Annotated in this window: 8 protein-coding genes; 1 reads left to right on the top strand and 7 read right to left on the bottom strand. The window is 45.4% G+C overall.

Annotated elements, in window-relative coordinates:
* The coding region (locus tag DW640_RS20985) for a chloride channel protein (RefSeq protein WP_117578912.1) at nt 1–1,090 on the top strand (1,090 nt) is incomplete at its 5' end.
* Nucleotides 1,091–1,106: 16 nt separating this feature from the next.
* On the opposite strand, the gene nfo is transcribed toward DW640_RS20985, so the two are convergent.
* The 7 genes from nfo to hepC all read right to left on the bottom strand — a co-directional run bounded on the left by nfo (nt 1,107) and on the right by hepC (nt 12,735).
* On the bottom strand, nt 1,107–1,940 hold the full coding sequence (gene nfo / locus DW640_RS20980; protein WP_055229011.1) for a deoxyribonuclease IV: 834 nt from the start codon (nt 1,938–1,940) through the stop codon (nt 1,107–1,109).
* Nucleotides 1,941–2,321: 381 nt separating this feature from the next.
* Entirely contained in the window at nt 2,322–4,943 is a 2,622-nt protein-coding gene (locus DW640_RS20975) for a DUF4962 domain-containing protein (RefSeq protein WP_161800195.1), read from the bottom strand.
* A gap of 1 nt (nt 4,944) precedes the next feature.
* Nucleotides 4,945–6,210 (bottom strand): sugar MFS transporter, encoded by a 1,266-nt coding sequence (locus tag DW640_RS20970; protein ID WP_048697242.1) that lies wholly within the window; start codon nt 6,208–6,210, stop codon nt 4,945–4,947.
* Between the two features lie 37 nt (nt 6,211–6,247).
* Complete coding sequence (locus tag DW640_RS20965) at nt 6,248–7,201, bottom strand: ROK family protein (protein WP_008766878.1); 954 nt, start codon at nt 7,199–7,201, stop codon at nt 6,248–6,250.
* Between the two features lie 160 nt (nt 7,202–7,361).
* Nucleotides 7,362–8,990 carry a hypothetical protein gene (locus DW640_RS20960; protein ID WP_016268198.1) on the bottom strand — a complete coding sequence of 543 codons (1,629 nt, stop codon included), beginning with the start codon at nt 8,988–8,990 and terminating at the stop codon, nt 7,362–7,364.
* A gap of 21 nt (nt 8,991–9,011) precedes the next feature.
* Nucleotides 9,012–10,622, bottom strand: a complete 1,611-nt coding sequence (locus tag DW640_RS20955; RefSeq protein ID WP_008760372.1) for a sulfatase — start codon at nt 10,620–10,622, stop codon at nt 9,012–9,014.
* A 112-nt stretch (nt 10,623–10,734) separates the two neighbouring features.
* Complete coding sequence (hepC, locus tag DW640_RS20950; protein ID WP_016268196.1) at nt 10,735–12,735, bottom strand: heparin-sulfate lyase HepC; 2,001 nt, start codon at nt 12,733–12,735, stop codon at nt 10,735–10,737.
* Between the last annotated feature and the right edge of the window lie 36 nt (nt 12,736–12,771).

Raw genomic sequence — 12,771 nt, 5'->3', positions numbered from 1 at the left:
GCGGAAACAATTGTTGGCGGCGGGTGCCGGTGCCGGGTTGGCGGCTGCTTTTGCTGCTCCGTTGGCTTCCTCATTGCTGGTTATAGAATCTATTGAACGGTTTGATGCGCCAAAGACGGCGATTACTACCTTGCTGGCAGGAGTCGTTGCCGGAGGAGTCGCCAGTTGGCTTTTTCCTATCAATCCGTATTTTCAGATTGATGCGATTGTACCGGGAATGACTTTCTGGTCACAGGTAAAGTTGTTTCTTCTTTTGGCGGCTGTGGTTTCTGTTTTCGGAAAGTTCTTTTCTGTCACTACGCTTCAGGTCAAACATATCTATCCGGCCATCAAGCATCCGGAATACGTAAAAATGCTATATCTGCTCTTTATTGCTTATCTCATCTCTATGGCAGAAGTCAATCTGACAGGAGGTGGGGAACAGTTTCTGTTGGCACAGGCCATGCATCCCGATACCCATATTCTTTGGATTGTCGGTATGATGTTGTTGCATTTTGTATTCAGTACCTTTTCTTTTTCGTCAGGACTGCCGGGAGGAAGTTTCATTCCTACATTAGTGACAGGAGGGCTTTTAGGGCAAATAGTTGCATTGATTCTGGTTCAGCAAGGAGTGATTGCTTATGAAAATATCAGTTATATCATGTTGATCTGTATGTCTGCTTTTCTGGTTGCGGTCATACGTACACCTCTCACCGCTATTGTGCTGATTACTGAGATTACGGGACATCTGGAAGTCTTTTATCCTTCTATTGTAGTGGGAGGACTGACTTACTATTTCACGGAAATGCTTCAGATAAAACCTTTCAATGTGATTTTATATGATGATATGATTAATTCTCCTGCGTTTAAAGAAGAGGCCCGCTACACTTTATCGGTAGAGGTCATGAGCGGTTCTTACCTGGATGGTAAAATCGTGGATGAACTTCGCCTGCCGGAACGTTGCATTATTATTAATGTTCATCGTGACCGGAAAAACTGGCCTCCCAAAGGGCAGAAACTGATGCCGGGGGATCAGGTGCAGATAGAAATGGACTCGCAGGATATCGAGAAACTCTATGAGCCGTTAGTCAGTATGGCGAATATTTATTAAAAAAGAAGTGAAGCGTTTATTCAACGCTTCTCAACCATGCAATTTCTTCTGCCCACTTGCTTTCATCGGGTGTTTCAAGAATAAGTGGCATATTATCGAATCTTGAATCTTTCATTAATCTTTCAAAGAATGCACTCCCGGTCAGTCCCTGGCCTATGTTATCGTGACGGTCAACATGACTGCCTAATTCTTTTTTAGAATCATTCAGGTGCATACCACGCAGATACTCGAAACCTACTTCTTTTTCAAATTCGTCAAAGACTTTATCGTAATCATTCACTATGTCATATCCCGCTGTATATGTATGGCAAGTATCCAGGCAAATACCTACACGGCTTTTATCATTCACCCGGTCGATGATATATCTTAATTGCCAGAATTCACTTCCTAAATTACTGCCTTGTCCCGCAGTATTTTCAATAACGGCCGTTACTCCTTTAGTCTTCTCCAAAGTCAGGTTGATACTTTCTGCAATGAGTGCGAGACAATCCTCTACGGAGATTTTATTCAGATGGCTGCCGGGATGGAAATTGAGAAGTTTCAGTCCTAATTGTTCGCAGCGTTGCATCTCATCTAAAAAGGCAGCTCGACTTTTCTCCAATCCTTCTTCTTCGGGGTGTCCCAAATTAATAAGGTAACTGTCATGCGGTAAAATATAGTCTGTTTGGAAATTGTACTTAGTGCAATTTTCTTTGAAAAGACGGATGTTTTCTTCTGTCAATGGTTTACTCACCCATTGACGTTGATTTTTAGTAAACAGGGCAAAGGCATTTGCTCCAATCTCATGCGCATTGACAGGGGCGAATTCTACGCCGCCGGATGCGCTTACATGTGCTCCAATGTATTTCATCTTTTATTCTATTTAAATTTTATCTGTTGATATAACATTTATGCAGGTTTCAATGTTTGCGTAGAGTACCAACATAGGCAAAGATACAATTTTTTAGTAGTAAACTCAATGCTCATTATGATAAAGGTACAGTGATCTACTGTCTTTTTATATCCCACATCTCAGGTATTAATGGTTGAGTTGTCAGATGTTAATATCTGAGATGTCAACTGTTAATACCTGAAAAGTCAGATATTAATACCTGTCATGGACATTATTAATGCTTGAAATGTGGCATAATAAGCATTGTCACCTTCAATAAAAGACAATAAAAGAAAGGAGCTATTCGTAAGTTTATAATAACCATTGAATAGCTCCATATTGTGTGCCAGAATGGAGAAATTATATCTCAAAATCCGGTAAATAGTCAGTCAGAACCTTATTGACCTGTTTCCCTTGTACTTGATCTGTGATGATAGTCGCACCTTCCTTCTTGCCGGCATCGTATTTCAAAGAAACCTTTTCCGCTTGATGGGTGACGCTGATTGCCGCTTTCCCTTTCTCCGTCAGATTGCAGGTAATAATCCAGTCGCCTACTTGTACCGTATTGCCTTGGCGAACCACTTTCATATCCGCACGGTTATTTCCATGTGTATCCATAACGGTGAGGAAACGGGCAGTTTTACATGGAATGGTAGTAGACGAAAAATGCCAGTGATTGGGATACTTCACAGCTTTTCCCTGGGCATTGGTTACATTCTTCCAGTTGGTTGGAGCGCAGAAGAAGGTATCTACGATGGCCTGTTCCGTCTTTGCCGAACTGAAAAGATGAGCAACAGAGATGCCTTCATCCTTATTCTTTCCCGTAACTTTCACTTCATCAGGAAGTTCCTGCATTTCCATCGGAAGTTCTACCGTATGCAGCAGATAGCTCCATGTGACCGCTTCTTTTCCTTCCAGTTCATCATAAATCACATACACTCCCGTATTGCCTAATTGAATGATGTGCCGACGGAACATCTTCAGTTTGTTCTCATCCCATCCCTTTTCGGGAGTGTACTGCGTGCCGGAAAGTTCACCACGTTTCAACCAGATAGGAGCTGTGATCTTTCCGTAAGCATTGGAAGCGTCTCCCACCATATACGAAATCTTTTCTCCTTCATACCAACGGGGAATCCATCCGTAACCTTCCGTCCCGATAGTCTGAGTCATTCCATTGACCAGAATACTGTTGTGTGCACGGGTGTTTCGATAGGAATACATACAATGGTCATCGGTAAAACCGGTACGATGTCCGCTGCTATAGAAGATCGCCTTGCCGCCATAGAAGGTATTAAATGCATTCTGATTGGCCAATGCGTGCGAAGTTGAACCGTATGGACTGGAACGGAATGACAACATTGCGTTCTTTTCTATATCCCCCAACGAAGTATGCATCGTAGCAATTCCCGTTTCATTAAATACTTTCGTCATCGGCAACTCTGCCAATGAGTGTTCTTCTTTCGGGAGTGCCTTGTCAGTAATGCAGCGATACCAGGTCAGATCACCTGCTTTTCCAAGAAAAGACTTTTTCATGATATCCGGTTCTTTCTCTAGAATGGTACGTGCGTAGGCGGCTGCCCACGGATTATTGCATTCACGTGCTAAAGCATCCGCATAGCCGACCCGTGTCCCGTTCGGTTTCATTTTCGTTTCATGGGAGTTACCGTGTCCCGCAGATTTGGAGAACGGAGGCTGATGATAGATTACATAGAGCACATTGTTGTTATACCAGGGATCGGCAAAGAAATCGAAACCGCTGATACGTGAATAGAAAGCGGGAACTTCGATCAATGTACGAAGGTTGACATGGAAATAAGAGTCACCGTTGTGCCATCCTCCGTCGGTGTTGAGTCCCGGCAGACGGGATACCCATTCGTTATAGCAATAATCTACCCAAGTGGAAGCCATCGGCAATTCACCGTATGTAGCAAAAGCTGCCATATTCAGAATACGGAAAGTCATCTGCCATACATGATTGTCGGCAATACGGTTTTCCAGATGATTCACATATTCATGATAAAACTTATGGGCGTTTTCGCTGATCGTTTCGAGAAGCAACTGTTTTTCGGCAGGCGTTAACAGATTGTACCATGCATCATAAGCGGAAGTACTCATGGACAGAATCGTGGAGCGGTTGAAATCTCCTGCGAAGTACTTACTGTCTTTCCACGAAAGAATTTCGGAAAGACGTTTGATACCTTCTTTGTAGTACACTTCGTCTTTCGTCAGCAGATAAGCGCGTACCATAGCTTCTATGTTCGCTTCTTCGCGGTCTACTATCTTGCGGCTTTCCCGAATCAATGCCGAGCGATATTGTACGATGTTTGTCAATTTGACTACTTGGGTGGTATCGATTTCCTCCTCCAGATGTTTCAATGGATGATTGAGGCATTTCCTTGCTTTCTGAATATAGAGCTGCGCTTCCGGATTATTCTTGTTCCGCTCGATGATCTGATCCCAGTCTTTGGCATCGAGCAGGATACGGGGATGGCTTTGAGAGAACTTCGCCAGCACTTCTTGCAAGGAGGGAGGATTGAACGTACGTGTCTGCTCGTCCACATAGAAATGATAGACGGGCGACCATTCTTCTTTGCCGTCCTTATCAAGGTAGGCGTGCTGCCAATACCATTTCCCTTTTTCAAAGAGTTTGAAAGGATTGAAGAAAGCCCAGTTTCTTTCGGCGGTCATTACTTCCGATTTAAACTCAGGATCACGTGCGATACGGATGCGGTATGTCACTTCCGGTTTGTGATCTTCTTCTTCCACTCCGTCAAGCACAGGTCCGAGGTGGGGGAACTTATCCGGCCACATGAAACGCGGCGGATTGACTGCTATGTGCTGACCGTCTAGTGGAGAAGGTGTTTCGCGGACTTCATGCATCAGCGTCTGCTGACTCAGACGCAGGATGCTTTTCTGCGCATATCCACTATAGGAAAGCATAGCTACAAATAACAGGAAAATATAATATCGTTGTTTCATCATCTTATTTTTTTAAGAGTTCTTTCAGACTGATTGTCTTGTTGTTGATCAGCGGACGTGCCCAGAAACCGATGAAGGTGATATATCCCACAAAGAGCAGGATAGACAGCATACCTGTACGCAAGGACGTAGCATCTGCCAATGTACTCACAATCATCGGCCCGCCTGCTCCACCCACGATAGCCGAACATAAAATTCCGGCAAATGAGCCGTGATGCTGTGAAGCCGAGTTCAGCGCCAATGAGAAGACGATAGAGTACATCATGGAAATACTGAATCCGATAGCAGGAAAGGCGATTAGCGAAACATCCTTGCTTCCGAATAAAGCGGCTAGTAACAGCACTATCGTCAATACCCCCGAAACCTGTAGCAGGCGTTTGCTGTCAATCAGTTTCAGAAGAATCATTCCGACCAGACAGCCTGCCGTCATCAGTCCCCAGAAGTAGCTGACTGCCTGCGCACCTTCCGCCTGCGGGTTTACACCGTGATATTGTTCGAGGAAGGTACTCATGAAGATAGAGGTTCCTTGTTCCGTACTGACATAGCAGAAGATTCCCAGAAAGAACAACCATACATATTTCTGCTTGAACAGGGCGAGGTAGGAATCTTTCGATCCGCTTTTCTCATCTTCTTTCAGTTCAATCTTCGGGAAATGCGAAACACCGACGGCAATCAGCATCACCAGCAACAATAAGGTAAATACCCAGTAGAGAGATACCCAAGGCATATCTTGTGGCGTCATATCCGCCAGCAAGTCAAGGATAAGGCTTTTTCCTGCTGTATAAGTGGCAGGATCAAGTTCCCGAATCAGATAAGTATATGCCAGCGGGCTTAGGAAGGAGGCGATACCGAACATAAATTGTGCCAGTTCAGCGATGAAAGCATAGTTTTCTTCTCCTCCTACAGTACGTTGGAGCGGATTCAGCACGGTTTGCAGCATTGCCATTCCCAGACCGATGATGAAAGATGAAGCTAGCAACATCGGATAAGTATGCATACAGGCGAACAGGATGGTTCCGATAAACGGCATCAGGAATCCACAGAACAAGACAGGCTTTTCACCGAAACGGTCGATCAGTAGTCCGGCAGGGATGGACATAATGGCGTAAGCCAGAAAGAAGGAAGTCGGGATAAACCCCGCCATCGCAAGATCGCTCAGATTGAAATTGTGGATAATGTCCGGAATAAGCGGTCCCAGAATATTGGTAATAAACGAGATAGTGAACCAGAACGCCATAATTAGCGCCAGCATTCCTAGATTTTTCTTCATAATCTTAAATAAGTTGAGAAGGTTTTCTGCTCTTCATTTAATTCGGTTTTCTATTTAAAAAGAGGGAGGCGGCACCGATACTTCCGGCTTTGTTGCCTAAAGAGGCTGCCATGATTTCCGTGTTCACGGCACAGTCGGGGATGGCATAGCGAAGGGCTTTCTCACTTACTTTCTGAATATAAAAGTCTCCGGCTTCGGACAGTCCTCCGCCGATAACGACTCTTTGAGGGCTGAAGATATTAATAAATCCGGCAATGCCGTGACCGAGGAAATCACAATGTTCGTTCAGCGACTCAGCCGCAATCTTATCTCCTTGTTTATAGAGACGGACGATCAATTCTCCGTTTATTTCTTCATTCGGATAAGAGATGCCGGCTTCGGCTATCCGTTTGCTGAAACGACGGACCAGTGCGGCAGTGGAAGCATAATGTTCAAGGCATCCTATTGAACCGCAGGCGCAAGGTTCACCATTAGCTATCAAGGGGACATGTCCCAATTCAGTACCTCTATTGGCGTATCCGTTAAACAGTTTGCCGTCAATTATGACTGCGCCACCGATACCGGTTCCTACAGTCAGAAAGACCACATGAGTGGCTCCGTTTCCGGCTCCGTACATCGTTTCGCCGAGTCCCATCAGATTAGCGTCATTTCCCAGTTGGGTAGGAAGTCCGGTCTCTTTTTCCATCCGGTCTGCCAGTTTCAGATTTTCCCAGCCTTGAATATTCTCCGCACCTCCCAATACGATACGATTCGTACAATCGACAATTCCCGGTGTCCCTATCCCGATACCGGCTATCGTATATTCCTTTGCTTCGGCAAAGGTTTTCACTTCATTGACTGCCTTGACTAATTGCCCGATGACAGCTTCGGCTGATACGTCGGCATTCGACGGTAGCTTCCCTTGAAAGTGAAATACGCCATTATTATCAATAAGAGCGTATTTCACAGAAGTCCCGCCAAGATCAATTCCTATAGCGTATTCTTTTTCCATATAACTAGGTATGTTTTAAATTCGTTTATACTGTGCCATGCTTGTGCCACCGTATTGGCACGCTTGTGCCAAAGGCTTGGCATAGCAGTGCCAACAGCTTGACACAACTGTGCCAACGGCTTGGCACAAGCAAAGCAACTGTTTTCTTTCATATACCAGTTTATACTCTTTCTGCCCAGATAGGTGAACTCCATGCCCATTGCCCGTCACGCTGGCGAACACGCACGTAGTAGTAATCTGTATCACGCTGAGGCTCTTTATCTTCCATATAGTGTTCCACAGTGAAACAGCTTTCGGGCATAGCACGATTGAAGAGAATCGCTTCGCTCAGCCAGCCGATCATGAAGTGCGAACGTGAGCCTTCGAGCAATTCGCCCAATGTGTGTTCAAACTTCTTGCCGTTGAAATCAGCAATCACTTTTCCGTCTTTCGGCATCTCTACTTCGAGGATGACAGCTTGCATGGCAGCGGTAGTCGTATTCGGATTCTTGCTGCTGTACATATCCAGTTCGGTTTCTTTTTCGTCTGCGGATACAATGCGGTTTACGTGAGTATGGAATTCTGTTTCCCCTTCTTGCGGAGAAGTGAAGGCTGCACCGCGGAAACATGGAGTGACGCTCAGAATGCGTCCTTTGTCTACAGACAATTTACCTTGCCAGTGTACATACTGCTCTTCACGGTTCCATCCGAAATCTACTTTCACTTTGCAGCGGACAGTATCACCTTCGGGGGCAACCGGAGTCAACGGACCATTCATGCGGGCCAGAATCTGACCGTTCTTGACGATATCCACATAGTCGATGCAACTTTCTCCGGTAACATTCAGATAAATGCGGCGGCTGTTGCCACGCACTACGTCACCCATGAAAGCATCGTTGAGGCGGAAGTCAATCAAAATCTTATCGCCGGTTGCGGCGCATACGTGGCGGGTCCGAAGTGCTTCCCATATAGCGTCGCGGGTTAATGACGGAGCCAGTACACCGATACGGCCGTCACCATAACTGCCCGGATAACCCGAATGTTGGTCGGTAGAAGCCATAATACCGAATTTATTACCCAGTTCCAGACCATATTGAATGGTTCCTTCCCATTGGCGGGGGCCCATATCGTGCAAGTATGGATAGTCGCCCTGATCGCTTTCAGCCAGACCGTGACGAGAATACATTTCTACGAACGGGGTCTGGTCTCCTTCGGTAAAGCATTTCCAGTTATAGCCGCGATAACCACCCTGATAGCCCATATGGTGCGGAGTGATGAATACTTTGTGTCCTTTGGCCTTTTGTTTCCAGTCTTCGATGGAAGTGCATTCTACAAGCGGTGCATCGAGATCGTAGTTCAAGGCAACATGGTCGCCATGTTCCATGCTGTGTGCTTCATATCCAACGAAAGTGAGGAATTCTCCTTCTTTATTATATTCGTTTGTCATGGCTACGTACTTCTCATATCCGCCTTCGCGCAAACGTTTGAAAGCACCGGTATGGTAGTCGATTACCCATTTCAGGCGTGGATCGTCTGCTCCGGGGATATCCGGCCACATGGCGTGGGGTGTTACACTTACAAAATCCAACTGTCCTTTCGCTGCTTCAAAAGCATCGCGCATATCGCCGTGTCCGTATGTGATGTTACAATGGTTGTGCAGGTCTCCCCAGTACATTTTGAGGTCACTTGCCGATGGCATTTTCTTTTTGGCTTCTTTACTTCCTGCCGCACAAGAGCCGAGCAGGCTGCCGGATGCTGCTAGTCCTAAAAAAGACCAGCCAGTATTCTTTATAAAATTTCTTCTGTCCATGATATTATTGTTTTGGGTTATTTATCGATTTTCCATCAGTCTTCTGTCTCCTTTGAAAAGCACTGTCTCTTTTTCATCGGGATCATTGTCTTTATATTGTTTCTGAGTTTCTTCAAGTAGTTGCATCAACTCTTTTTGTTTCTTAGCATATTCCGCTTTTCCGAAGATATTGTTCATTTCTCTCGGATCGGCTTTCATGTCATACATTTCCCATTCGTCAATGTCGTTGTAGAAATGAATCAGTTTGAAGTCCTGCGTGCGAATGCCGTAATGACGTTTTACGGAGTGTTCTGCCGGATATTCATAATAATGATAGTAGGCTGCTTTACGCCAGTCGGCAGGAGTCTTGCCTTCGTTTTCCAATACTGGTTTCAGTGATGCTCCCTGAATATCAGATGGCACTTCTACACCGGCAAAGTCAAGGAAAGTGGGGGCGAAGTCTACGTTCATGCTAATGGCGTTGCTGGTGCTTCCGGCTTTAATGGCCTTCGGATAACGGATGATAAGCGGCATACGCTGACATTCTTCGTACATGAATCGTTTGTCAAACCAGCCGTGTTCACCCAGAAAGAATCCTTGGTCGGAAGTATAGACAATAATGGTATTGTCCAGTTCGCCGATCTTTTCGAGATAATTCAGCAGACGACCGATATTCTCGTCTACAGCCAGAACGGTAGCCAGATAATCGCGCATATATTGCTGGTATTTCCAGCTGATTAATGCCTTGCCTTTCAGGTCGCCTTTGCGGTATTCGGCAATGCGCTGTGCATAGGCGGAATCCCATTTGTCCTGTACTTCTACAGGCATGCGCTTATAAACGCTATACAGGCGGTTTGTCGTATCTTTCAGCATTTCTTCGCGAGTGAGCAGTTTTAAGTCCCAGTCATTCGTCAGCGTATGCTCGATCGACATATCTTGTTCCCGTGCCGCTTTCCCGCGTCCTTCGTAGTCATCGAACAGGTTTGCGGGTTCGGGGAAAATAGTATTGTTGAATATACCCAGATGGCGGGGGGCGGGCATCCAGTTACGGTGGGGAGCTTTCTGATGATACATCATGCAGAAAGGTTTGTTTTTGTCGCGGTTTTCGAGGAAATCGATTGCCTTGTCGGTGATAATATCCGTTGCATATCCTTTTTCTACGATGTGCTTTCCGTCTTCCCAGAAGTCAGGGTCGTAGTAGTCGCCCTGCTCATGCTGGCCGCTGAGTATGCTCCAGTGGTCAAATCCCTGCGGTTCGCTGATAAGATGCCATTTACCGATCATGGCAGTCTGATAACCGGCTTGTTGAAGTAGTTTCGGGAATGTCTGCTGATCACCGTTGAAGGTGCTTGCATTATCGGTAAAGCCGTTCTCATGGCTGAATTTTCCGGTGAGGATGCAGGCACGTGAAGGACCGGAAAGGGCATTGACTGCATAACAATTGTCAAAACGGATACCCTCATTGGCTATACGATCCATATTGGGAGTCTGGATGAGGTTGCCACCATAGCAGGACATAGCTTGGGTGGTATGGTCGTCGGTCATCATGAAGATGATGTTCGGACGTTTGGTTTCTTCTTTTTTCTGGTTGGCACAGGAAGCGAGGCTTAGTGCAGCCAATGGAAGCAGTAAGGTAGAGGGATTGCTTTTCATGATAGAAATAACATCTGATGATAAAAAATGACCAGTGAGGAGCCGAGGCCTTTTCCGTAGCGGGCATATATCCGCATGGAAATCTGGTCTCAGTGCCTCGCTGGTCACTGGATTATAATTTATATTTTAATGACTGTTTCTTGCCGTTTACTTTCACTTCTATTTCCAGTCCGTTTTCATCGAACGTTTTGTTCTTGAACTTAGCGTCAAATTTAGGGGCATCTGCGCTCTTCTTGACTGGGTAAATAACTGTGATGTAACGTACCGCATTCTCATTGTCTTTCTTTACGTTGAATGAAACATTCATACGTTTGTAGCGCTTGCGATATGCAGTAGAACACCATCCCGGCTCTTTTTTCATGCTCATGCCTTCAGGGCCGAAGCATTGAAGTTTCATGTTGCTTCCATCCTCGAATTGAGTCAGGAATGTCATGTCTTCGCGGCTGTTGGCTATCTCACCTTTCGGCATCTGATAGTGCAGGTTGACAGAACCTTTGGCGCTGCCTGATACTTCATCTACAATGACAAAGTAGGTATTGTCTACGAAGAAGACCGAACGGCGGTGCTTGAAGTTCTTGTAGCTTGGGTTTTCTGTAACCAATGTCTGGATATTGCCTTCCGGCTGCCACAGTTTAGTAACAGATTCGGTTGTTTCCAGATTTTTATTGTCCAGAGTCACGGTGTTGTGTACGGAAGTCTGACGGTGCCAGTTGCGTTGTTCCATCACTTCGCCTTCACCTGCATATACATACGAACCGGAGTCGGGGAACAGGTTCTTGCCGTTAAACCACATTTCGAAAGTACCGTTATCCGGCTGACAATGCCAGAAACCTTTCGGACCGGCTTTTACTACCATTTGTGTAGCATCCATTCCCCAGGAATTGCGGAATACAAAGAAACCTGACTTCAGGAAACCTTTCGACATATAATCAGGTAATGCACCCTCTTTGCCGTCTGTTGCCAAATACTTGATAGTTTCGTTTTTGGGGAACAGTTTGCTCCATTCACGATAGTTCTTCAGCATTTCTTTTTTTTCTGTGATTTTAGCATCACTGAAACATGGATTTGTGTAATCCGGGAAAGAAATATTAGCATAGAACATGATCATCTTTTCGATGGTATCCAGATATTCCTGTGGAAATTCATTACGGAATCCGTTAACATCTGCAATACCCAGTGCCTTGCAGAAGATATTGATAGCAGCAAGGTGGTAATGCGGGTCAAGTTCAAACTGACCGCCATCGTTGTAAACCTGTACGTTTATTTCACGGTTCAGAATGTCGATACCACTTTTTCTCCAGGCCGGAGCTTCTTTAAATTCCGGGAAGAATGCACCTGCATAAATCATACGCTGAGCTTCGAACAACAAGTGATTACCCTGATCAGAGTAATTAGCCAGAATATGTACGGCATGTTTATGATAGTTCACCAGAAATTCAGTCAGGAAATCCGGAGTGAAAGAAGGAGAGGGGAGGAACAACTGGAACTGGGTAGTCTGATCCTGCAGACGATTACTTACTTCCAGCGGACGCCATGCGAAACGTACATTTTCCACTTCGCCTTTAATCTTACCGTCACTTACCAGTTCGTATTCTTTCTTGTCCATCTTCACCAACGGATTCTTTTTGATCCAGTCGATGTATTGGTATGCCCATTCTTTGGCATATTTCTCGTCACCCGATACACGGTATGCCTTACCCATCGGAGTAAACCATTTATGACGGTGCAACTGCCAGCGGAGTTCATTGTCTTTCACCGGCCAGTATTGCCAGTTGATATCTTCTCCGTAGTTGTAAGAAGGCTGGTAACCTTTGTGAACAAAGAATGTATGTTTCAATCCGTCGTCCGCCCATTGCTGTTCTTCTTTGCCGATAGTGATCTTTTTCAGATTAATATCCGGAGTCTTCACATTCGTACGTGCACGGTAGTAGTCGAGCAATGCTTTTGCGGCATCCTCATCTTTGCCTTCCTGATGTAAGGCTTTTACTTTTTCCAATCCGGGGTAGTCCAGGTTGAGAAGCGAGAATACCTCGCTTTTCAACTCTTGGGCATAGCCTTTGCCTACGAAACAAGCAAATGTCAGCAGGACGATATATTTCAGGGTTTTATTCATGATATCATTTATTATTCTGCAATTTACAATTTAGAT

It is taken from the genome of Bacteroides sp. AM23-12 (assembly GCF_003434395.1).
Lineage (GTDB): Bacteria > Bacteroidota > Bacteroidia > Bacteroidales > Bacteroidaceae > Bacteroides > Bacteroides thetaiotaomicron.
Note: the sequence above shows the minus strand (reverse complement) of the source record. Positions and strands in the feature narration are given on the sequence as shown.

Excerpts from the sequence above, each read along its gene's own strand:
- nfo (WP_055229011.1), bottom strand. The coding sequence starts at position 1,940 with ATGAAATACATTGGAGCACATGTAAGCGCATCCGGCGGCGTAGAATTC.
- DW640_RS20975 (WP_161800195.1), bottom strand. The coding sequence starts at position 4,943 with ATGATGAAACAACGATATTATATTTTCCTGTTATTTGTAGCTATGCTT.
- DW640_RS20970 (WP_048697242.1), bottom strand. The coding sequence starts at position 6,210 with ATGAAGAAAAATCTAGGAATGCTGGCGCTAATTATGGCGTTCTGGTTC.
- DW640_RS20965 (WP_008766878.1), bottom strand. The coding sequence starts at position 7,201 with ATGGAAAAAGAATACGCTATAGGAATTGATCTTGGCGGGACTTCTGTG.
- DW640_RS20960 (WP_016268198.1), bottom strand. The coding sequence starts at position 8,990 with ATGGACAGAAGAAATTTTATAAAGAATACTGGCTGGTCTTTTTTAGGA.
- DW640_RS20955 (WP_008760372.1), bottom strand. The coding sequence starts at position 10,622 with ATGAAAAGCAATCCCTCTACCTTACTGCTTCCATTGGCTGCACTAAGC.
- hepC (WP_016268196.1), bottom strand. The coding sequence starts at position 12,735 with ATGAATAAAACCCTGAAATATATCGTCCTGCTGACATTTGCTTGTTTC.